24 protein-coding genes are annotated in these 21,626 nt (G+C 66.3%); 18 read left to right on the top strand and 6 right to left on the bottom strand.

Annotation, left to right across the window (positions count from 1 at the left end; genetic code table 11):
- Positions 1-49: 49 nt before the first annotated feature.
- The 10 genes from IPG61_08625 to IPG61_08580 all read left to right on the top strand — a co-directional run bounded on the left by IPG61_08625 (position 50) and on the right by IPG61_08580 (position 6,418).
- The gene (locus IPG61_08625) at positions 50-247 is read left to right on the top strand and encodes a hypothetical protein (protein ID MBK6734141.1); all 198 of its coding nucleotides are present in this window, start codon (positions 50-52) and stop codon (positions 245-247) included.
- A 190-nt stretch (positions 248-437) separates the two neighbouring features.
- Positions 438-884, top strand: coding sequence for a hypothetical protein (locus IPG61_08620; GenBank protein MBK6734140.1), 447 nt, complete (start codon positions 438-440; stop codon positions 882-884).
- Positions 885-975: 91 nt separating this feature from the next.
- Entirely contained in the window at positions 976-1,680 is a 705-nt protein-coding gene (locus IPG61_08615) for a hypothetical protein (protein ID MBK6734139.1), read from the top strand.
- 130 nt (positions 1,681-1,810) lie between these two features.
- Positions 1,811-2,185, top strand: a complete 375-nt coding sequence (locus IPG61_08610) for a hypothetical protein (protein ID MBK6734138.1) — start codon at positions 1,811-1,813, stop codon at positions 2,183-2,185.
- A gap of 46 nt (positions 2,186-2,231) precedes the next feature.
- Positions 2,232-2,840, top strand: coding sequence for a hypothetical protein (locus tag IPG61_08605; GenBank protein ID MBK6734137.1), 609 nt, complete (start codon positions 2,232-2,234; stop codon positions 2,838-2,840).
- Between the two features lie 179 nt (positions 2,841-3,019).
- On the top strand, positions 3,020-4,126 hold the full coding sequence (locus IPG61_08600) for a hypothetical protein (protein MBK6734136.1): 1,107 nt from the start codon (positions 3,020-3,022) through the stop codon (positions 4,124-4,126).
- Positions 4,127-4,316: 190 nt separating this feature from the next.
- Positions 4,317-4,604, top strand: a complete 288-nt coding sequence (locus tag IPG61_08595) for a hypothetical protein (protein ID MBK6734135.1) — start codon at positions 4,317-4,319, stop codon at positions 4,602-4,604.
- 30 nt (positions 4,605-4,634) lie between these two features.
- Positions 4,635-5,315, top strand: a complete 681-nt coding sequence (locus IPG61_08590; protein ID MBK6734134.1) for a hypothetical protein — start codon at positions 4,635-4,637, stop codon at positions 5,313-5,315.
- Between the two features lie 94 nt (positions 5,316-5,409).
- On the top strand, positions 5,410-5,811 hold the full coding sequence (locus IPG61_08585; GenBank protein MBK6734133.1) for a hypothetical protein: 402 nt from the start codon (positions 5,410-5,412) through the stop codon (positions 5,809-5,811).
- Positions 5,812-5,929: 118 nt separating this feature from the next.
- Positions 5,930-6,418, top strand: coding sequence for a hypothetical protein (locus IPG61_08580; GenBank protein ID MBK6734132.1), 489 nt, complete (start codon positions 5,930-5,932; stop codon positions 6,416-6,418).
- 669 nt (positions 6,419-7,087) lie between these two features.
- On the opposite strand, the gene IPG61_08575 is transcribed toward IPG61_08580, so the two are convergent.
- The 4 genes from IPG61_08575 to IPG61_08560 all read right to left on the bottom strand — a co-directional run bounded on the left by IPG61_08575 (position 7,088) and on the right by IPG61_08560 (position 9,455).
- Complete coding sequence (locus tag IPG61_08575; GenBank protein MBK6734131.1) at positions 7,088-7,378, bottom strand: nucleotidyltransferase family protein; 291 nt, start codon at positions 7,376-7,378, stop codon at positions 7,088-7,090.
- Positions 7,379-7,477: 99 nt separating this feature from the next.
- Complete coding sequence (locus tag IPG61_08570) at positions 7,478-8,167, bottom strand: ABC-2 transporter permease (protein MBK6734130.1); 690 nt, start codon at positions 8,165-8,167, stop codon at positions 7,478-7,480.
- On the bottom strand, positions 8,164-9,048 hold the full coding sequence (locus tag IPG61_08565) for an ABC transporter ATP-binding protein (GenBank protein ID MBK6734129.1): 885 nt from the start codon (positions 9,046-9,048) through the stop codon (positions 8,164-8,166). The genes IPG61_08570 and IPG61_08565 overlap by 4 nt, the downstream gene beginning before the upstream one ends.
- Before the next feature lie 11 nt (positions 9,049-9,059).
- On the bottom strand, positions 9,060-9,455 hold the full coding sequence (locus IPG61_08560; GenBank protein MBK6734128.1) for a GntR family transcriptional regulator: 396 nt from the start codon (positions 9,453-9,455) through the stop codon (positions 9,060-9,062).
- A 167-nt stretch (positions 9,456-9,622) separates the two neighbouring features.
- Between IPG61_08560 and IPG61_08555 the strand changes: the two genes are divergently transcribed.
- The 3 genes from IPG61_08555 (at position 9,623) to IPG61_08545 (ending at position 11,811) form a co-directional block, all read left to right on the top strand.
- On the top strand, positions 9,623-10,075 hold the full coding sequence (locus tag IPG61_08555) for an SRPBCC family protein (GenBank protein MBK6734127.1): 453 nt from the start codon (positions 9,623-9,625) through the stop codon (positions 10,073-10,075).
- A complete protein-coding gene (locus IPG61_08550; protein MBK6734126.1) occupies positions 10,056-10,409 on the top strand; it encodes a helix-turn-helix transcriptional regulator in 354 nt (117 codons plus the stop codon). Before IPG61_08555 ends, IPG61_08550 begins: the two co-directional genes overlap by 20 nt.
- Positions 10,410-10,974: 565 nt before the next feature.
- Positions 10,975-11,811 carry a helix-turn-helix transcriptional regulator gene (locus IPG61_08545; protein MBK6734125.1) on the top strand — a complete coding sequence of 279 codons (837 nt, stop codon included), beginning with the start codon at positions 10,975-10,977 and terminating at the stop codon, positions 11,809-11,811.
- Between the two features lie 91 nt (positions 11,812-11,902).
- Here IPG61_08545 and IPG61_08540 read toward each other — a convergent pair whose 3' ends face one another.
- Both IPG61_08540 and IPG61_08535 read right to left on the bottom strand, forming a co-directional pair.
- Complete coding sequence (locus IPG61_08540) at positions 11,903-13,897, bottom strand: hypothetical protein (GenBank protein ID MBK6734124.1); 1,995 nt, start codon at positions 13,895-13,897, stop codon at positions 11,903-11,905.
- Positions 13,898-13,919: 22 nt separating this feature from the next.
- Positions 13,920-15,068: an ABC transporter substrate-binding protein gene (locus IPG61_08535; GenBank protein ID MBK6734123.1), complete on the bottom strand. Its 1,149-nt coding sequence runs from the start codon at positions 15,066-15,068 to the stop codon at positions 13,920-13,922.
- A 413-nt stretch (positions 15,069-15,481) separates the two neighbouring features.
- Between IPG61_08535 and IPG61_08530 the strand changes: the two genes are divergently transcribed.
- The 5 genes from IPG61_08530 (at position 15,482) to IPG61_08510 (ending at position 21,593) form a co-directional block, all read left to right on the top strand.
- Positions 15,482-15,679 carry a hypothetical protein gene (locus tag IPG61_08530; GenBank protein MBK6734122.1) on the top strand — a complete coding sequence of 66 codons (198 nt, stop codon included), beginning with the start codon at positions 15,482-15,484 and terminating at the stop codon, positions 15,677-15,679.
- Between the two features lie 48 nt (positions 15,680-15,727).
- Positions 15,728-16,609 carry a hypothetical protein gene (locus IPG61_08525; protein ID MBK6734121.1) on the top strand — a complete coding sequence of 294 codons (882 nt, stop codon included), beginning with the start codon at positions 15,728-15,730 and terminating at the stop codon, positions 16,607-16,609.
- A 45-nt stretch (positions 16,610-16,654) separates the two neighbouring features.
- Positions 16,655-18,040 (top strand): alpha/beta fold hydrolase, encoded by a 1,386-nt coding sequence (locus IPG61_08520; protein ID MBK6734120.1) that lies wholly within the window; start codon positions 16,655-16,657, stop codon positions 18,038-18,040.
- Between the two features lie 707 nt (positions 18,041-18,747).
- A complete protein-coding gene (locus IPG61_08515) occupies positions 18,748-19,803 on the top strand; it encodes an AAA family ATPase (GenBank protein ID MBK6734119.1) in 1,056 nt (351 codons plus the stop codon).
- The gene (locus tag IPG61_08510) at positions 19,800-21,593 is read left to right on the top strand and encodes a peptidase (protein MBK6734118.1); all 1,794 of its coding nucleotides are present in this window, start codon (positions 19,800-19,802) and stop codon (positions 21,591-21,593) included. The genes IPG61_08515 and IPG61_08510 overlap by 4 nt, the downstream gene beginning before the upstream one ends.
- Positions 21,594-21,626: the final 33 nt, after the last annotated feature.

Raw genomic sequence — 21,626 nt, 5'->3', positions numbered from 1 at the left:
CTGAGTCCATGTGTCATGCGGCTGGGTGTAGCGGATGAAGGGGGGGCAGATGCCTGAAACATCGAAACTCAATCCTTTGGGCTACCTCGGCTATTTGGGTTTTCTTGGCGGCCTCGGATGCTTGGGCTTTGTGCGTTACCTGCCGGGCTACGAGTCATACGCCAAGTTTCATGGGCTGTTCGCCCTGTGCGCCCTGTTCATGCTCTTTGGACTGTTCATCGTGCCGAGGCGGCGGCAGGAGCAGTAATCGCGGTTTGGACCCAAATTGCGGCAACAAGTTGGGTCCGCACGCACAGCTTTGGTGGGTCGCGACGGTCTATTGCCTAACCTCTGCTTGCAGCAGATGGTCACGGTCGTCACGGCCCGTGCAAAGCACGGCCCGCGCCAACCGTGCCCACTGCTGACGCTGGTGATAGACATCAAGGAGGCGACTCGCCGTGAAAGTACTGTTCCTGGCACTGTCTGCTCTGCTGTTGCTGGTGCCGCCAGCAGGAGCGGAACTGACTGCGATCGAGTTCAGCCCCGCCGCGCCGGTGGCCGGGCAGCCCGTTCTGGTGACAGTAGTCGGCAGCATGCCCGACCTCTGCTGGACATTGCTGGATCAGCAATGCGGAGAGGTTGTTGACCAGGAAGCTGGCATTACCGTGCGCACGCTCGATTGCTACGACCAGCCCTGTGGGTTCTGTCACTTCGCCGAGGTTCCAATCGAAGTTTCGTGCACGATCGTATTCGCTGCCGCTGGCAGCTATGTCATATCGGCGCGCGAAATACCAAATTCGCTGAGGTTTCCGTCTTTTCCCGAAATCTCAGCAACGGTGGAAGTGTCCAGCGGCGTCGGCGTCGAATCGGCGAGTTGGTCGACCATAAAGGGCTTGTATCGCTGAGGCGCAGTTCGGGGGCGGACTCAGGGACGTCGCCGCGCCAGCCGCCTTCGCTGCCCAAGCCAGGTGCGCGCACTATCGAGGGGATCCATCCATGACCTGCCGGGCAATAGCCGCCACCTTCATCCTGCTCTTCGCGCGCGGGTCGATGGCCGCAGTGGACACCTATGCCACGGCGGCCGGCGACACCATCGTCGTGCGATCGACCATCACCGGCGGTACCGCGTATGCCGGCCAGTCCCTGGTCATCATGGCGGAACTGGTCGGCGCCGGGCAGCCGCCCGAGGTCATCACGCCAACACCGCTGCCCATCGAAGCCGTCGACACGGAGCAGGTGGTGATCTTTCGCTACCTGCCGCCGGAACGCGAGCGGTTCTATGTCATCGAGTCGCGGTTGATCGACCAGTCGGGGACGCTCTCCGTACCGCAGCGGTCAACGTGCGTGCCGCCCCGCGCCTACGCGGCATGCGGCCCGGCCATCGCCGCGCGCGGGCGCCTTGTGGGCGCGGGGGCCTCCATTGTGGTTGAAGTGGACGTTTGCGAAGGCTCCAATTGGGTGCCGTGCGGCGCGTACTGGTTCGCGATGGACGCGGCGCCCGGCTGGGAGGGCCTGGTCGGCACGGGCATCATCGTCAACATCTACGCCAATGCCGTGTACTATCCCATCACCGCCTGCACCATGCCGCCGCCGGTTTGCGGCAACATTGTGCGCGTGGAACCGGTTACGGACCCGCAGGGGTGCAACGCAGTGGCTGTCGTCAACGAAACCTGGGGATCGCTGAAGAGCAGATTCCGTTGAATGCGGAGGGCATCATGCCGGACAGGTCCAGGGGCGGATCGTCGCGAGCTTCCATCGTCATCTTCATTGCCGCGCTGCTCATGGGGGCCGATGCCGCGGCCCAATCGATGGCCTTCATCGGGACGTGGGAATGGGCGGTACGGTGTATGTGCTCGGGGGTACGGAATCGCCGCCAACCACGGGCCATACCAGGCAGCTCATGTTCGGCGAGAACGGGGAATACGTTCGCTATCAGGACAACCAGGTCGCCCACTCGGGCCATTGGGGAATCGTCGATGTCTACGTGCCGCCGTTCCTGATCGCACTCTTGAGCACCAGCGACGAGAACAGCTGGATGTCGTGGGGGATCTCGGACGATGCAACGCCCGTGATGACGCTCCGGAACTGGTCGGAATGGCCGGCATCCATCATCGACGCCGGGTCGCGCACGGAATACTACGGCTCGCGGGGTGTGGTGCCCACCGAGAGGCAGGGCTGGGGCCGAACGAAAGCCGAGTACCGTTGATGCATGAGCGCCTGAAACCATCCAGGGGAATGCGGGGAGGTCTGTCGTGGGCCGTCTGACCGGCTGGTTACTGCTTTGGTTGGTCGCCGTCGCCGCGGGTCAGGCGTACAGGGCCTGCGCATCGGACGAGATCGCCCTGTGGTTCGATGCGGAAGGAGAGGTCCCGTGCCAGTTGGGCGCCCCCTTCGTGCCCGTGACGTTGTACGTTGTGCTGCTGGATCCCACGTTCAGCCAATTGTACGGCTGGGAGGCGGCCGTGCATTCCGCCGGTGATGACATCTTTGTGATCGGCTCAACCGTGCTTTCCGGCGGCACAGACAGCGATGCGGGCGTTGATCTCCGCGTCGCATACGCGGAGCCCCTCGCCGTGGGCGCGAAGACGGTCCTGGCAACGGTGATGATCCTGCCCACCGCCCCGGAGGCGTGTCTCATCCTCACGGGAGCCTCAACTCCGACTTTGCCGGTTCCCGGCCCGATCGTCTGGGCGTCCGCGGACACCCCGGCGGAGATCGCGACCGCGAACGTCCTGTCAAACGGGGTCGATGCCATCCTGGGCTCATGTGTCACCATTCCCGAGATACCCTACGTGTCCTGTACCAACGCCGTCGCCGTGGAGCAGCCGAGCTGGGGGTCCTTCAAGTCGATGTACCGGTAGGTTGTGTGCGGGGGCCTGTTTCGGTAGTGAGCGGGCGGCCATGGCGGCGACTTGCGCCGGCGCAAGTGGCGGCACAAGTGACCGCACATGCGACCGCACATGCGACCGCGCCCTGTTCATCCGGAGCCGGCCTTCGAGCGTCAGAATCCGGTGTCAGGACGATGAGGAGGATACCGCCCGTGTCCAGCGCCATCCGCAGCCTGCTGATCGCCGGCGCCTGCGCACTCCTCGCCGCAGGCTGCGCCTCGTATCCCGCCGGCGCGCCGCCCATCGACGAAATGGACGCCATCCAGGCTGCCGACGACTGCGTGTGCCTCCTGGCCGGCGAGGAACTGTGCGCGGACGGCTTCGAGGTGAACGGCGGCTGGTCGGAGTATGACAGGCGCTACCGCTACACCTACCGGCTTTGGCTGGCCGACGATCGCGATCACCATCTGGATTTCGAGGTCCAGGTGTCGGAGCGCGGCCGCGTCGAGGTCGTGACCCGTAACGGCAGGACAGCGCCCTGCTCGCTCGGCGGGAACCCCACGCGCGACGAGTTCGCCATTCGGCCGCGCCGTGCACTCGAGATCGCGCTGGACGCCGGCATGGGCGACGACGAGCACCCCATCCATGTGACGCTGGCCTGGGATGTGATCAAGGAGAGGGCGCTCTGGTGGGTTGGTCACCGCGTGCCTGCCCAGCCGCGTCCCTATGAGGACGTGATGGTGATCGACTCCCAGACGGGTGTGGTTGTGGATCGATATTCGGAGCCGATCCCTGATCCGCCATCGCGGCTCCAGGAGTCCCCGGCCCCATCGGACCCGCCTGTCGCGCCTGCGCGCACGGAGCAGACGCCATCGGCCGATCCGGAAGCCCTGCGGGCGGCGAAGTCCGTCCTGGACCTCGCCGGCGTGTGTTCCGGTCGCCTCGGCCTCGGCTATCATATTGCCGGGACCAACGGCCGCTGGATCACGTCCATCGGCAGCGGCGACCGCTGGCTGGTGCCGGAGAGCGACCAACCGGCCATCGCAACGCCGCGACTCCCGATGGGAGATCTCGTGCGCGCCATCGCCGACACCGATGCGTCCGGTTCGGCGAGTCCGGCCGAGATCGGCGAGCTCTATCGAGCCCTGATCTTTGGCTACGTTCAGGAACATTTCAGCGGGCCCAACGGGTATGATCGCGAGGGCCTCATGACCGCCACGGGCCTGGACCCGGAAGCGCTGGCGGCGGCGCAGGCCGAGCATGCAAAGGTCGTGGCCCGCGCGGCAACCTTCGGGTTGAGTTGGCCCTGGGGCAGGTAGTCCATCAGGCGCCCGCGCCCGATGGCAACCGAACACTGCAGAAGCGCGGAGGAACAGCATCACCAGACTCTCGAAGGTTTGTCAGGCCGCGCTGACTGTCGCGATCGCCATCAACCTGGCCGGCTGCGGCACCCTGCGGCTTGCCCGGCTTCCCGGCCAACCGGCTGACGCCACGCAGGCCGACACGCCGTTGCCGGTCGTCACGGTCGGCGCGCCGGCGAGCGCGAAGCTCTGGACCGGCAAGACCATCACCGGCGAAGTCACCGCGGTCACCGACAGCTCGGTGACCCTCGGCCGGGTCGGCAACTACGGATTCGAGGAACACGTTATCCTGGCCCGTGACATCGCCGAGTTGAAGGCTGAAGACCGGTCGAGTCCCGCATATGCGGCGGCGACCTTATCGTCGGCGTTGATTATCCTGATGGCGGCGGGCGCGATAGCGCTGTTCGCGTCGATTGGACACATTTCGTCGAACTGACGGTGTGCTGGCAATAATGGAGGCGGCCCCATGAAGGCGGCATTTCTGGTACTGGCGTTCCTGGTCTCATCGGTCCTCCCGGCATCAGCGGCACACCTGGCTGTCGCGTGCGCCGGCGACTCCCTGCATGTCTACGTCCTTCTCATGGGTGACTTCCTGGATCCCGCCGGGAAATCGGCGCATGTAAGGGCCCGGGTCATCGGATCCTGCGAGCCCGCCGTGGAGATCAGCCCGCAGCCCATTCCCTTCCCGCCGATGTGGGAGCTGGCCGACACGGTATTCACGGTGCCGACCCTCGACAGGGGCCGCTTCATGTACTTCGAGATATTCGGCCGCGACGAGCAGGGTCACGAGTTCAGCGTGGGCGACTCCGGGGACATCCTGCAATACGACATGGAAGCCTGCGCCAGCGATGCCGTATTCGGCCGCGGGCGCATCGTCGGCGCGGGCGGCACCATCATTCTCGATCCTTGCGCGGACCACTGCTGGATCGGGATACCGTTGGATTTCTCAGAGGCCGAGCCGGGCTGGGAGGCCATCGTCGGTGCGGGCGCGCTCGTGAACGTCTACGGTCAGGCCTACGTCAGCGGCATGCCGCCGGGTTCGTTCTTCCTGGTGTCGCGCATCGTCCCCGAGGCGGATCCGGCCGGTTGTGACGCGCTCGGCACATCCGTGATCAGCTGGGGGACGCTCAAGGGGGCGTACCGCTAGCTGTCGACTGGGCGGCGTATCGGGGCGGTAGTCGCAGCCCTCGGCGTCGCCAACGCTGCGGAAGTCGGCGTGAAGAGGGAATGGAGTGCCGACAATGAACCAGCCGACGCTCTGTCGCAACGACATCTGGATCCTGCAGTCGATGGACGCAAGACAGGGGCGACAGACGTCGCTCGTGGACGTCATCTCACATGCAGACGCCGTGAATCACGCCATTCCGGTCTATGCCGAACTGTGTCGCGCCGTCTTCAGGCTGAGCGCGCAAGGGTTGATTGTCGCCGACAACGAGATGTTCGAACTCTCGGATTCCGGGCGACAGCTGGTTGCCGCAGGCCGCGGGCGCAACTACCTGGACGCGAATGATCGTATCGCCGAGTATCTGGGCGCCGGCGCCTGGGAAGTCATCGGCTGGGAGAGTGAGCCTCCGCAAGAGCAGCGGTTCGTGACGCGCGAGCGCTTTGAGCAGGCAGTGTACATGTACCGCAGGCGCTTCTGACGGGATTTTCGCGATTGCGGGCGACCAGGCCGCGTGGAGCGGCCGGGGCCTGCGCGCGGACAACACCTGGCGGCTTCGGCGATGAAGAGCGTGGCAGCCATGCGACAGGAGTGATCTGATGCCCCGAGTTGCCATGGTCGCAGCCACTCTCGCGTGTGCCCTCGCGCTGATCGCCCTCTTGAGCCCGCAACTGCAACCGAAGCGCGAAGCGCTGGGAACGGTCATCGGCAGCCTGTTCACCGGCGCCAATCACCCGCTGGCGGTGCTGGAGGGAGGCGGGCGCGTCATCGCGGCACGACACAACCTCCCGGTGATTACGCGGGCAACGGAGTATATCGCGACGCTCGGCTCGAACACGTCGGTGTACCGGGAAGTGGCCCGCATCGCCGCCGCTGCCGACGGTGAATGCCCGCGACTGGAGAAGGTGCTGGACCTGGCCGTGGTGCGCCAGTCGGACTCGCAGCGCATCGTGGCCCTGGCGGAGGCGGCCTGCAGCACTCTGACTCCGGAACAGGAGGCTGCCTGGCAGCGATCGTACGACGCGCTGTGGGCGACCGCGATGTATCCATCGGTGGAGGCTGCGCTGGTGGCGATGGGGGCGCGGTAGGTTGCGATGACCTGACGGTTTCTGGCGGCGCTCGGTCGCGATCACTGCCGCTTTCCCAGACGCTCTGCGCTTATGCCGATACGCGAGACCTCACGAATCACGCCGCCACGGATCCCCGGGAAATGGTGCGACCCGATGAATCAGCCGGAACCAGGTAAGCACGCGGGCAACGGAAGCGTGCCCTCACGCGGGCCCGACTCCGCTCCGTCGCAACCGCCTGGTTTCTACTTTCGGCCGAAGAGATTCGGAAGGCTCGCGTTCACCAGCGGGCTTCAGTTCGATGGGTTGGACAACATTGAGCCTTGGCTGCGTGGTTGTTCCGATCTGCGAGATCCTGGAGAATGGGGGCTATACTGCTGAGACCTCTGCCTACGGCTTCGGCACCAGGGTCTTTCTGGTGGCTGCCGGCATCGCACACCTCGTGAAGATGTGGAAACACGGGGAAATCAGCTGGCTGTCACCCGCGCGCTAGCCGCCTTGGCCCGGCCGCCCTCACCTACGCGTTGGGCGCCACTTGCGCCGGCGCAAGTCGAGCCGCGCAAGCTGCCCGCCTAAGACCGCCCAGTGCCCCGAAGAGCCTTGAGCAGCGGCAGCAAATCGGGCACATCATCCCTGATGATGCTCCACAAGGTGTCGTCGATGTAGAAGCGCCATTCGCGCGGACCGGTGTCAGACATACACCCGCTCCTGTTCGACATACGGCCGCAGCTCCGGCCGCAGCGCCTTCTCGGTGACCAGGTCCACCGGGCAGCCGAGCAGGTCCTCCAGGTAGAACTGGACGCCGAAGTATCGTTTGGAGGTGGCCGGGCCTTCGAAGGTCACCAGCACGTCCACATCGCTGGCACTGGTAGCCGAATCGCGCGCGGTAGAGCCGAACAGGGCCAGCCTGGTCACGCCGAAGCGCTCCTGCAGCACCGGCTTGCTGGCGGTCAGCAATTCCAGGGCACGTTGTCTGTCCATCGCACGGCCTCCTTGGGGGCGCCTCGTATCACGCGTCATTATAGCACCGTCGGCAGCCGGGGCGAGTGCTTTTCGTCCGTGCCGCAAGCCACGCAGCGCCTACAAAAACGCCCTCTTCCGCGCATGCCCCCAACTGGTCACCAGCACCGCCACGACGATCACGGCCGCCTCGGCTCCCAGCAACCCCAACGAAGCCCCGTTCCACACGATTACATCGCCCCGCATGTACGAACGAATCCCCTCGAACATCCCCACCCACCAGATGAACGGCCCGACGAGCGTCATCATCACCAGCATCCCGAACACGTTCCACCCCTCGGACTCCACCGCGATGGCCACGCACAGCGAGACGCAGAACACCACCAGCATGAACCCCGCGACCACCGCCACCCAGGGCACGACGCCGTCGGGGATCAGCGGCTTGGTCAACACCAGCGCGATCAACCCGCCGGTCACCACGGCGAACGGCACCAGGTAGATGACAAGGTTCGCCAGCAGCTTGCCCCAGTACACGTCCATCGGAGTGACCGGCAGGCTCATGATGAACGGCACAGTCTGCTGCTTGCGCTCGGCCATGATCGAGGACTGGATGGCGTACGTGCCCACGACCAACAGCAGCACCAACAGCAGCAGCGAGCCGGCAGCCTGCGCCGGGCCGATGCCGGTGGCGACCAGCCCCAGCGCCACCGCCATCCCCGCCAGGTAGCCGTACAACTGCTTCTGGTAGACCTGCCAGTCCTTGACGACCAGGCGGCGGACCATCGCCCCATCGGATGCGAGCCAGCTCATGCGTAGTTGCCTCCCTGGACAGTGGTCACGAAGATGTCCTCGAGGGGCATCGGCTCGACGGAACTCACGGTGAGCCCCAGCGCCTGCAGCGCGGGCAGGGTAGAGGCGTCGAAGGCGCCGGTCTTTAGCTCGATCAGCGGCGAGCCGCCGCGAGCCACGAACACGCCCGGCAGGTCGCGCAGCGCGTCGGTCCAGGTGCCATGGCAGATGATGCGCCGCCAGCTGTCCAGGAACGACTCCTTGTCGCGCGACATCACCACCTCGCCGCCGTGCAGGAACGTGATCGAGTCGGCGATCTGTTCGATGTCCGCCGTGTTGTGCGACGAGAACAGGACCGAGCGCTGCTCATCGCCCAGCACGTCGGCCACCGCCGCGATCACTTCGCCGCGTGCGACCGGGTCCAGCCCCGTGGTCGGCTCGTCCAGCAGCAGCAGTCGCGGATGCCGCGCGAATACCAGCAGAAGCAGCGCCTTGACGCGCTGCCCGTGCGAGAACCCGCCCATCTTCTGCTGCGGCCGCAGGTCGAACCGCTTCAGCAGGTCCTGCGCGTAGGCCTCGTCCCAGCCGTCGTAGATGCCGCTGACCAGGTCCATGTGCCAGCGCAGCGGCTGGCCGGGGTACAGGCGCATGTCGTCCGACGCGTAGCCGATCTCCCGCTTCACCGCGACCTGCGCCTGCGGCAGTCGCTGCCCGAGCACCTCGACCTCGCCGCCGTCGGCGCGCACCAGCCCCATCAGCATCCGCAGCAGCGTCGACTTGCCGGCTCCGTTGATGCCGACCAGCCCCATCACCTGCCCGGTCGGCAGCGTGAGGTCGATGTCGCGCAGGGCGAACCCGTCGTATTGCTTGCGCACGCCCTTCAGCGCGATCGCCACATCCATCCCGGCATCCTTCATTCTTCGGTTTCGGTCCACGGCTGGGCCAGCTCCTGCTCGACCCGCTCGACGATGTCCTGCGGCCCCAGGCCCAGCTTCCGCCCGGCCTCCATGAGCCCTTGCAGCTGCGCCTGGAACGCGCCGGCCGCCAGAGACCGCGTCACATCCAGTTCTTCGGCCACGAATGAGCCCTTCCCCTGCCGGGTGACGATCACGCCCGCCCGCTCCAGCTCGAGGTACGCCCGCTTGACCGTGATCACGCTGACTTTGCTGCCGGCGGCCAGCTCGCGGATCGAGGGCAGCGCCTGCCCGGCCCGCCATTGCCCGCCCATCACCTTGGCCACGACCTGCTCCACGATCTGGGCGTACATGGGCTTGCTGGAGTGCGGGGAGAGGTACAGTTCGCTATGCATGGCGGCGCCTTGGTTGGGGTGGGTATAGAGAGTATACACAGATAGATTCAGCTGTCAAGGCGTGATGGAAAGCGCAACCATATGGTTGCGTGTCGCTGCTCGCCGCCGTATCCTGCTCTCATCCGGTAGCGCACGGCGCGCAACCGCTGAATCGGAGGTCCCTGGCGATGAACGATAGAATCGAGAAGCAGATCGAGATCGCGGCGCCCGTGGCGCGCGTCTGGAAGGCCCTGACCGATCACACGGAGTTCGGGCAGTGGTTCCGCGTGAAGCTGGATGCGCCCTTCACGCCGGGCCAAACCACCCGCGGCAACATCACCTATCCCGGCTACGAGCACCTGATTTTCGAAGCCGCCGTCCAGAAGATGGAGGCGCCACGGTTCTTCTCGTACACCTGGCACCCCTATCCGAGCGAACCCGGTGTCGACTACTCGAAGGAAACGCCCACCCTGGTCGAGTTCACGCTCACCGAGAAGGGCCGCGGCACGCTCCTGACCGTAGTCGAATCGGGCTTCGACCGGATCCCGGCCCACCGCCGCGACGAAGCATTCCGCATGAACGAAGGCGGCTGGGCAGAGCAGATGAGGAACATTGCCGCACATGTCACCGCAAGCAAGTAGCCACAACGCCGCCACGCGGCGCCGCCACGCACCGGTCTTCGCCGCGCTGGGCCACGAGACGAGACTGCAGCTCGTCTCGCGCCTGGCGGCGGGCGACGCCTGTTCCATCACGCAGCTCTGCGAGCGCACGCGCCTGTCGCGCCAGGCGGTGACCAAGCACCTGCTTGTGCTGGAGCACGCGGGCCTCATGCGCGGAGAGCGCCTTGGACGGGAGAACCGGTATAGCTATCAGCCCGCCGGCGTGGCCGAACTGGGCGCCTACCTGGAGTCGATCTCCCGGCAGTGGGACGAGGCGCTGGGGCGGTTGAAGGCGTTTGTTGAGGAGAATCCATGACCGGCCCAGGTGTCACGAGCCTGCGAGAGTTGCGCCGGCGCAACGCCCACCGCGGCCAGGAATCGCTCCGGCGACATCGTCGGCCAAGTGGTCGACGCGGCGAGGCGCCAGCCCTGTTTCGCGGCGGGGCCGAAGTGCAGGATAAGGTCACGGCCCGGATCGGCAGGGTTCCACGGCGAAAACCGTGTTGTTTAGATCTGGAACAGGTCATCCCCATCCCATTTTCTAACTCCAATAGTGACAAGGATTCAGCCAGTTTGGGCTCGTTTTTGGGCCCATTTTTGCCAATTGATGCGAAAACATAGGAAATTCTGTATAGCTAAGTGATTTAACCAGACAAAATTTGGCAAGATTCCATCTGCACAATGGCGCTATGGAAAGAAATAAAAGGTAATAATGTTGTTTTTTTCATGGACAACTCCTAGTACCGACTTGTATCCTATATAACGTCCGGCATGAAATTTTGTAGTTCAGTACACCTTTGCGCTGCCCAAGAATGTGCTCGCTTGGGGGTTTTATTGTGGAAGAACGGTACGAACCTCTCAAAGAACCGTGGACCTGTTTCGTGATCGAGTTTCCGACTTATCCGAAGCATCTCATCCAGGGACGAGAGGAGAGCCAGCGGATCCTGTTCTATTGTCCGCGGGCTGAAACCAACACGACGGAGCTGTGCCTGGCGCTGTTCGGGTCGCAGATCCTCATGCACCGCATGCAGGATGGCGAGTCGACCGAGGCCATGGCCGCCGCTTCGTTGAACTTCGTGTACGCCGCCGAGACGCCCGATGCGCTGCGGGCTGCCCTCGTCGGACCGACCTCACAGGCTGGCGCCCCGATGCTGGTGGCGCGCAAGTCGAATGTCGTCAAAGCGGCCCGCATGGTGACGGAGTTCCTCAATTCCGTGACGGCCGGCCATCCTGGAAGCGCTCATCCGCAGGCCGAGAAGCCGAGCGGGACGGCGCTGGACACGGGCCCGCACACCATCCCCGGCGACGAGGATCTGTGGAGTGAAAACCTGCCCGAGATCGTGCTGGTCGATGAGCAGGGCAACATCATCCGCGCATCCCACACGTTGCAGGATTACCGGGCCGAGTACGCGTGCCGCTATGTGCTGGCGCATTTCCACGAGAACATCAACCGCGACAAGATGGCCGAGATGGTCAACCTGTCGCCGGGTTACTTCTCGAACCTGTTCCGGCAGGAAGTGGGGATGAGCTTCAGCGACTACCTGATCCAGGTGCGCGTCGAGAACGCGAAGAGCCTGCTGCGCCGCTTCGACCTCTCGGTCGATGCGATCAGCAAGCGCTGCGGCTTCCACAGCCTGGCGCACTTTTCGCGGACGTTCAAGGACCGTTGCGGGATGTCTCCCCTGAAGTTCCGTAAGAGCCCGCATCCGGTGGCGTGAGCGTTTCTTAGCTGAGCGAATCTGTAAAGGCCCCCCACTGAGTCTGGGAGGCCTTTTCACTGCCTGAGATCCGGCGGCAGCCGGCGACGCCTCAGCGGTCGGCGGCGGCCTGTTCCTCGCCGCGCCCCACCAGCGCCAGGAGGTCGGACACGGAGCCGGTGAGGTCGCGCGCTTGCGCGGCCATGTCCTGCGCTGCCGCTGCCGACTCCTCGGCTGCCGCGGCGTTCGACTGCGTGACGCGGTCGATCATCGAGATCGCCTGGTTGATTTCGGCGATGCCGTGACGCTGGGCGCGACCGGCCTTCGCGATCCCGTCCACCTGGCCGGCGATCTGGTGCAGGCCGCCGATGATCGAGCCCACCAGTTCGTGGGCTTCCTGCGAGACGGCCACCCCGCGCTCGGCATTCTCCTTCGCCTCGGCGATCAGGGCCGACGTGGAGCGCGCGGACTCGGCGCTGCGCTGGGCGAGGTTCCGCACTTCCTCCGCCACGACAGCGAAGCCGCGACCGGCGTCGCCGGCTCGCGCCGCCTCAACGGCGGCATTCAGCGCCAGGAGGTTCGTCTGGAACGCGATCTCGTCAATGGTGCGGATGATCTTGACGGTTTCGTCGGTCGACGACTTGATCAAACCCATCGTACCCGCCAACCGTTCGAGAATGACGGCTCCTGCATCGGCGTCCCGAAGGGCGCCCTGTGCGGCAACGTTGGCGCGCTCGGCGCTATCGGCGTTCTCGCCCGTCATCGCCACCAGCGCCGCCAGCGCGGCGTTGACTTTTTCTAGGCTCGAGGCCTGCTCGCCGGCGCCCTCGGCCAGCCCGTTGCTGGAGGTGGCCACCTGGTCCGAGGCCGTCGTCACCTGGCGGCTGCCGTAGTCCAGCGTCTTGATCGCCCGGTTGATCGGCGGCGCGATGCGACGATAGGTCGCCCAGCCGGTCAGCGCGGCCAGGAATGCGGCGGCGATGCCGATGCCCACCTGCACCGTCCGCCAGAACGTCACCCGTCCGGCGCCGGTGGAAATCGAACTGTCGGTCGACTGGCGCAGCGTCTCGTCCTGGCTGGCCATGGAAGTAGCCAGGCTGCTGGTGATCTGGCGGCCCATCTCCTGCGACTGGTCGAGGATGGCACGCTCGAGCGCGCCGATCTGCATGGGCAGCGAGCCGGAACCGGTGCCCGCATCCAGGAGCCTCCTCAGGTCGACGGCGACAGCCAGCCCCTTCTTGTGGCTCTCCAGCATCACGACCAGCGGCTGCCGGCACGCTTCCAGTTGCGCCGCGATGATGTCGCGGTTGGGCCCCGCAGGCAGCCCCCGTACGCTGGCCTGCGTCGTTTCGATCATGGTGTCGATCTCGCGGCCGCGCGCATCGACCAGGGCCGGGTCGGACTGAAGCACGGCCTCATTGGCCAGCGCCAGCAGCGTCTGGCCGCCGATCTTCACCTTCTGGGCCGCCATGACCGAGCCGACGATGCCGTGGAACGATGTCTTGAGCTCGGCCAGCCCGGCCGCCAGCGCGGCCTGGTCGGCGGCGGACTTTTCGATGCCCTTGATCCGGTCGTCCAGCATCAGCACCTCGAACTCGGCGTCGTCGGCGATGACGTTGGCCGTTGTGCTGATCTTGCCGAGGATCGCGGCGGCGGCTTCACGGCGGCTGACGGCGCTCGCGGCCGCAGCGAGTTCGGCCTCGCGCAGCGGCACCAGCCGCTCGCGAATGGTCGCGGCCAGGACGCGTGCCTCGTCGCCCTGCACGGCACCGGCCAGGCGCAGCGCTTCCCCGGCAGCCGCCTGCAGGGTTGCCGTGTCGCGGGCGCCGGTCACGGCGCCGATGCCGGCCCTCAGCGAGGCGGTGGCCTCGCTGAGGCTCAGCTGCGAGGCGACACGGGCCGAGACGTCGGAGGACACCGATGACTGGAGTGCCCGGTTCTGCTCGGCGATGCTGGTGCCGATGTCACCCGCCATCTGATTCAGCAGGTGGTGGATCTGGCCCAGTGACGTCACGCCCATGGTCGCCGAGACCAGGGTGAACACGCCGCAAAGCGCGAAGCCGACGATCAGCCGGGACTGGATGCCCGAAGGCGCTCTCCAGTGCATGGGTGTCCTCCTTGAGTCGCGATTACATCGGGTTGTCGGCCAGCGGCACGGCCTTGCCGCCCTGGATCACGGTCATGTAAATCGTGTCCATGCCTTGGTGGTCCTGTGCCCCGAACTGCAGCGTGACACCGCCCAGATCAAAGGTGCCGGTCGTGGCCAGGGCGTCGAGGAAGGCAGCGCGCGTGAGGTTGCCGCCGCACTTCGCTGCGACCTGGCAGAAGAGCTTGCCGACCATATAGCCCTCGAGCGACACGAAGCCCGGCTGCGCTGTCGGCTGGTGCTTCGCCAGGCTGGCCGTGTACTCGGCCACCAGGGGCACCTTCGTGTCCCACGGATAGCAGACGACCTGCGAGATGATGCCGCCCTCGCCGGCGTCGCCGAGCGCGGCGACCAGCGCGTCCGTGCCCACGAACGAGATGTTCGTGTACGTGACGCTGGTCATGCCGATCGATTTGGCCAGCTTGATGAACTCGGCGCACGGCTGGTAGGCACCGACCATGACCACGGCCTGCGGGTCGCCGCTCTTGACCGCCATCAGGCCGCCCTTGACCGCGGTCGTATTGCGCTCGTAGGTGCCGGTGGCGGCCAACTGCAGGTTGCGGCGCGCGAGGGCCTTCTCGATGCCCTCGAGCCCGGCCTTGCCGTAGGGGTCGTTCTGGTAGAAGCAAGCGATGCGCTGGTAGCCCAGCTTGTCGACCAGATAGGCCGCCTGCGTCTCCATCTCCTGGAAGTAGCTTCCACGCACGTTCACCACGTTGCGGTTGAACGGCGTGCGCAGGAACTCGGCGCCGGTGAACGGACCGAAGAACGGTACGCCGGCGGCGTCCGCGATCGGCACGATCGCCTTGGCGGTGGGTGTGCCGACGCCGCCGATCAGCATGAAGACCTGGTCCTGGTCGATCAGGGCGCGGGTGTTGGCGATGGCCAGGTCGGGCTCGTAGCCGTCGTCCTTGCTCACCAGGCGCACCTGGCGACCGTTGATGCCGCCATTGGCATTCACGTGGGCGAAGGCGGCCTGGATCCCGACCTGCATGCCTTGGCCGAGCGACTGGGCCGGTCCGCCAAGGGCGCACGTCTGGCCGACAACAACTTCGCCGCCGGTCACGCCCGGTTCGGCGACCGCGGCCGCGGCGAGATTGAGAGCCAGCCCGAAAGCCAGCACGGTCATCATGGTCTTCTTCACGGGGCTCCACCTCCTGCAAGAGGGCATCGGTCTGTCCAGTGCGTCCGAACCTGAAGCAGGTCGTTCGGCGGGCGGAGCCCGCTGCCCGGGGCAAAGCCCCGTGCCGCTGCGACGTGGCTGGACGTTAGGCAAGCGGAATCGGCTATCGCGGGGGTAGGGTTTAGGAAAGAATGAGGAGTTTCCGGATATCATTGGATGCGATGCGGCATCGGCGAGGATGCGCAGGGCGCACCGATGGAGGCAGCACGCGGAGGTTAACTGCCACGCTAATGGGGCGTTACGCGTGGATGGGGCTGCCCGGTCATGTCCGGACCGGACCGCGAGCGCAACCGCATGGCAGAGGTCTGCGGATAGGCCATTCGTCACCGTTCGCCGCCGACCAGATGAAGCACGGTGACGGCATGATCCGCAAAGCCGGCCTGCTGCCCAAGCCGGCGACCGACGCCAATGCGTTTCCCGACCTGCTCATGTTCCACAGCAATCCCGACGACGCGCTGAGGTGCGGCTGGAGCGAAATGAAGCGCGACCTCAGGAGCTCCGCGAAGAGGCGGGACAGGGAAAAGGCCGGAATCGGGACTGGAACCGGCGAACCCGGGTGATACTCTTCCGGTGATACGATGCCCGCGCGAACGGAAAGGGAACAGCGGATGAATCGACCGTTTCCGGCCCTGCTCCTGGCGACCACCCTGGCACTGTCCCTGGGCACCGCCACCGCCCGCGCCCACGACGAACCTCCCAAGACAATGGCCGAATACCGCGACCAGGCGGAGCGACGCCAGCTCTTCGCCTCGCTCGGCGTCAGCGAGCAACACATGTTCGTGACGCGGCCGGGCGTCGAAGGCGGCGCCGAGTCGCTGTATCTGTCCAACACCTTCGACCGCGACGGCAACCATCTCGAGCAGGTCGTCGTGGATCCGGCGCAGGCCCAGCGCTCGGTCAGCCGCTACGCACCCGACGGCACCTGGCTGGCCGAGGAGACCTGGCGCGAAGGCAAGCTGTCCGAGCGCACGACGTTCATCAGCGATGCGGATGGCCTCGTGCGCCGCATCGTGAGCGAGGACCTCGAGGGCGGCACGCGCGACGAACTGACCTACGAGACGGCGCCGCAGCGCGACGAGATCGTGGTCACCAAGACCGGGGCGACCGGCGAGTCGCTGTACGTGATCCGCTACCGGTACGAGCCCGGCAGCGGCCTGGAGCGACTGGCCGAGGCCATCCAGAGCGAGGCCGACGGCAAGCTGCGCACGCGTACGCGCCAGTCCTACGACGGCAAGCGGCGCCGCACGAAGGAAGTGTTCGGCGCCGACGGCGCCCCGGCCTGGACCTTCACCTACGAGTACACGCCGGACGGCGACTTCGCGCACATCACGCGGCGCGGGCCCGACGGCGCCGTGGCCTCGAGCCAGGTCTACACCTACCGGCCGGACCGGCTGCCGCTGGCGGTCTCCGATCGCGATGCCAGTGGAACGGTCACGCGCGAGATGCGCTACGAATACCGGTTCTTCACCCCGGAGCCGGCCGGCCACTGACGGCCGCTGCCGCGCAACGCTCACCAGAGCCGAGGAGACGTGAACATGGGAAGCCACACATTCCGATCGCACCGCGGTCCTGCGCGGGCGGCGCTGCTCGCGGCGGCGTGGTTCGCGGTGGCGGGGTTGGCGCCTGCGGAGGCGGCAGAAGTTGCGCCGGCGCAAGTGGATCCGGCCCATGCCACCACCGCCGAATCCTTCGCCACCGCCGTCGTCGCCCGCGACGGCGCCGCGGCGCGCGCCCTCGGCGACGCCAAGCTCGCCGCCGCCATGACCGACGCGACCATCAGCCAGATCATGGCTGCGGTGACCGCGCAGATCGGCGCCATCACCGGCACCGACGCTGCCTGGCTGGAGACCACCGAGAGCGGCTACACGCACCATCGGGTCGCGCTGCGGGGCGAGAAGGGGAACCTCGACTTCCAGGTCGTCATCGACGGCGACGGGCACGTGGCCGGGCTGTGGCTGAAGCCACACCAGGCGGCGCCGGGCGCGGCGCCCGCGGCCGCCGAAGGGCCGCAACCGCGCCAGGTCGAGGTGAGCGTCGGCCCCGCCGACAGCGCGCTGCCCGGTACCCTGACCCTGCCCGACGGTGATGGCCCGTTCCCCGTCGTCGTCCTGGTGCACGGCAGCGGGCCGAGCGACCGTGACGGCAACGTCTCGGGCAACCGCCCCTACCGCGACATTGCGAACGGCCTGGCGACGAAGGGCGTCGCCACCCTGCGCTACGACAAGCGCAGCTTCGCGAACCCGGGCTCGCTGATGGCCCATGGCGCGGCGATGACGGTGCAGCACGAGTCCATCGACGACGCCGTGGCGGCGGTGGCGCTGCTGCGCACGCGGCCGGAGATCGACCCCGCGCGGGTGTACGTGCTGGGGCATTCGCTGGGCGGCATGGTGGCGCCGCGCATCGCCGGACAGGCAAAGGCTGACGGCATGATCATCCTGGCCGGCGCCACGCGGCCGTTGCCCGAGATGGTGCTCGAGCAGGTGCGGTACATCGCCGCCGTCGACGACACCTTGACGATGGACGAGGTGATCGAGAACGAGCGCATGGCGGAGTCCGTGAAGCGTTACCGCGAGGCGCCGGCCGGTACGGGCAGCTTTATGGGGTTGCCTGCGGGTTATCTTGCCGACCTCGAGGCGCACGATGCACCCGCTGAGGCGGCCGCCCTTGACATCCCCGTGCTCGTCCTGCAGGGTGCACGCGACTATCAGGTGACCATGGAGGACTTCCGGCGCTGGCAGGCGGCCCTGCGGCCCGGTCCGCGCACCTGTTATAAGGTGTACGGCGACCTCGACCACCTGATGCGCGCGGGCGCGGGCAAGTCCAAGCCTGCTGACTATGCGACGCCGCGACCGGTGGCGCCGATGGTCATCGAGGACATCGCGCGCTTCGTGCAGCAGGGATGTGCATCGCCGCGGCGGTGAACGGCGGGGGAAGGCGGCGAGTGGCCAATCCACGACGACACGGCCTGCGGGCGCGGCAACGGTACCTGAGGCTTGCGGACGAATCTGCACTCAAAACCGCCGTTACGGCCCCCTGGCAGACATGTTGCATTGTCATCTTTCGGACCTGTCTTGGCGGGAGGCGGAGATTAGCTCCAGCGGTTACCTGATTCAGTTCTGCGTCGAGAACGCGAAGAGCCTGCTGCGCCGCTACTACCTCTCCGTCCAGGCGATCCGCAAGTGCTGTGGCTTCCACTGCCTGACGCACTTTCGCGGACGTGCAAGGATCGGTGTGTGATATCGCCGCTGAAGTTCCCCAAGAGACCGCACGCGGGAGCTTGAACACTTCCTGGCTGAGCGAATCTGCAATGGCCATCCGCTGAGTCCTGGATGGCCCCTTCTTTCCTCCATGTTGTGGTAATCGTGTTCGCGGAGCCCCAACAGCAGGTTCCGCGAACAGTTCTCGTCGCTTCGCTCCTGTGCGACCTGTTCCCTGGCCGGGCACTACGGCCGTGAGGCCACTACGAACATCGCGCCATGGCGAAAACGGCAGAATTTCTTGCCGCCACACACCCGGCTCTACGCTTATAATCGATGCTTGGCCGGCTGATTGGCGACCCGGCGCTGGCTGCGACCGGCGGTCATTCGCTGAGTCTATGACTATCGCCGCGATCCTGAGGATTCGATCCATGAACACGACCCGCACCCTCACCCAGAAGCAGCTTCCCGAGTTCCTGCTCGGCGTCGCGCCGATGCGCCCGGTGTTCATCTGGGGCGCGCCCGGGATCGGGAAGTCGAGTCTCGTCGAGCAGTTCGCCCGCAACCTGGGGCTCGAGTGCGTCTCCCTGCTGGGCAGCCAGCTCGCGCCCGAGGACATCATTGGCGTACCGCAGATCGAGGGCGGCAAGAGTACATTCTGTCCGCCGCGGACGATCGCGCGTGAGGCACCGTACTGCCTCTTCCTGGACGAGCTGAACGCCTGCTCGCACGAGGTCCAGAAGTCGTTCTACAGCCTGATCCACGAGAAGCGCGTCGGGGAGTATACGATGCCGGCGGGCTCCATCGTCATCGGCGCCGGCAACCGGACGCAGGACAGCGCCATCGTCAAGCAGATGTCATCGGCGCTCATCAACCGCATGGTGCACGTGCACCTCGAGGTCTCCCATCGCGATTGGCTGGAGTGGGCCGGCGCCAACGCCATCCACGGTGACATCATTGCGTACATCGGCCTGCGGCCGGATCACCTGTGGAGCCAGCCGCCGAAGCACGAAGAACCGTTCTCGACGCCTCGCGCGTGGCACATGCTGAGCGACGCCATCAGCGGCTTCAGGGAAATCTCGCCAGCCCACATGGAGGCGCTCGCCTTCGGCTGCCTTTCCCCTCCGCATGCGGCGCAGTTCGTGGCCTACCTGAAGCAGACCAGGAGCCGGTTCCAGCTCGGCCGCATCCTCAAGGGCGAGATGCCGTGGCCGGCGGCGCCCGAGGACCGCGACGTGCTGTATTTCCTGTCCCAGTCCTTTCGGGCGCATCTCATCAAGGAGCTGCCATCGGCCAAGCAGGACCAGAACGAGGCCCAGGTCCAGCTGGGCCACACGGCCAAGCGCCTCATCCGCGATCTGGCAGTCATCAGCCTGGAAATGGCGCAGATGGTCGTCGCGACCGGGGATGACGGCAAGTCGCTGCAGGATTGGTTCATGGTCGAGATCGTGCGTGACATTCCGCGCATCATCGACAAGAAGCCATGAGCAAACGGCCCCGCAAGAGTACGCCCGGAAACAAGGCGGACCAGAACTACCTTGCCGCCAAACAGGCGCTGCAAGACAACCCGATCCTGTCGCCCCTGCTGATGAGAGCCACGATCACGCGGCAGGAGCGAGCGGACTATCCGCGCAACGGACTGGTGGCCGTCGACAACACGGGTGTCCTGCATGCGCATCCCGATCTCCTGGCCGAGGTCGACGAATGGCGGTATGCGCTCGCCCACTGCCTGCTCCATCTCGCCTTCGGCCACGTGGTCGCGGTTGCACGGCCGCGCGAATGGAACATCGCCTGCGACTATGCCGTTGCGCGCTTCATTGCCGAGGTGAAGATGGCGCGGCTGCCCGAGCCGCTGTGCGAAACCTCCTACCCGCGCGGGGAGAACGAACTGTACCAGCACCTGTGCCTGGGCGGCGTGCCGGACGAACTGTGCGGATACGGCAGCGCCGGGCGCGGGGTGCCCGACATGCTGCCCCTCGTGCGTCAGTGGGGCCGCGCGGAGAACTGGCCGCGGCTGTTCTCGGTGGGCGTCAGCTGTGCGGTGAGCGAGGCGGTGGACCGAGCCGGCGGCATCGATGACCGCGCGGTCGCGGGGGCGCCGCGGGAGAAGTCCGCTGCCGCACGCGCGAAATCGTGGTTCATCAGCAGCTATCCCCTTATGGGATCGATGGCGGCGGCGTTCGAGATCGTCGAGGACCTGAAGACCTGCCGCCTGCTGGATATCCAGGTGGCGGCCGTCGACCCGTCGCAGAAGAAGATCTACATCAATCCCCTCTCGGCGCTTTCGGAGCGCGAATGCCGTTTCGTCATGGCGCACGAACTGCTGCACGTGGGCCTGCGTCACGCGGAGCGCTGCCGCGGTCGTGATCCCTACCTGTGGAACATCGCCTGCGACTACGTCATCAACGCGTGGCTGATCGAGATGCGGATCGGCGATGCTCCCGGCGTGGGCCTGCTCCACGACCCGCAGCTTGCCGGCGCGTCGGCGGAATCGCTCTACGACCGCATGGCCACCGACCTGAGGCGATTCCGCAAGCTGTCCACCTTCAAGGGCTCCGCCGCCGGCGACATCCTGGGCCCCATGAACGAGGAGTGGTGGAAGGGCGATGTCGGCACGTCGCTGGACGATTTCTATCGGCGCTGCCTTGCGCAAGGACTCACCTATCACCAGGAGGCTGGGCGAGGCCTGCTGCCGGCCGGACTGGTCGAGGAGATCCGGGCCCAATCGTTTCCGCCGATCCCGTGGGACGTCCAGCTTGCGCAGTGGCTGGATGTCTACTTCGCGCCGGTCGAAAGGCGCCGGACGTATGCCCGCCCGAGCCGACGGCAATCGTCGACGCCCGACATCCCCCGACCCCGTTGGGTGCCGGTGGATGGGTGGGCGGAGGCGCGGACCTTCGGTGTGGTTCTCGATACCTCGGGCTCGATGGAGCGGCCGCTGCTCGCACATGCGCTGGGCGCGATCGCAAGCTATTGCGTGTCGCGCGAGGTGCCGCTGGCCCGGGTCGTCTTCTGCGACGCGCATCCGTATGACCAGGGGTACCTGGCCCCCGAGGATATCGCCGGCCGCGTGCGGGTGCGCGGACGCGGTGGTACAGTACTGCAGCCGGCGATCGACCTGCTCGAGGCGGCGGAGGACTTCCCGGAGAAGGGGCCGCTGCTGATCATCACCGACGGCGGGTGCGACGTGGTGAAGATCCGCCGGGAGCACGCCTTCCTGATGCCGCGGCGTGGGCAGTTGCCGTTCGTGGCGCGGGGGAAGGTGTTCAGGATGTAGCGTGGGCGTGGGCTACCCAGGCGATCAGGCGGT

The sequence above is a fragment of the bacterium genome, from assembly GCA_016703265.1.
Taxonomy (GTDB): Bacteria; Krumholzibacteriota; Krumholzibacteriia; order LZORAL124-64-63; family LZORAL124-64-63; genus CAINDZ01.
This window is presented reverse-complemented; position numbering and strand designations above follow the sequence as displayed.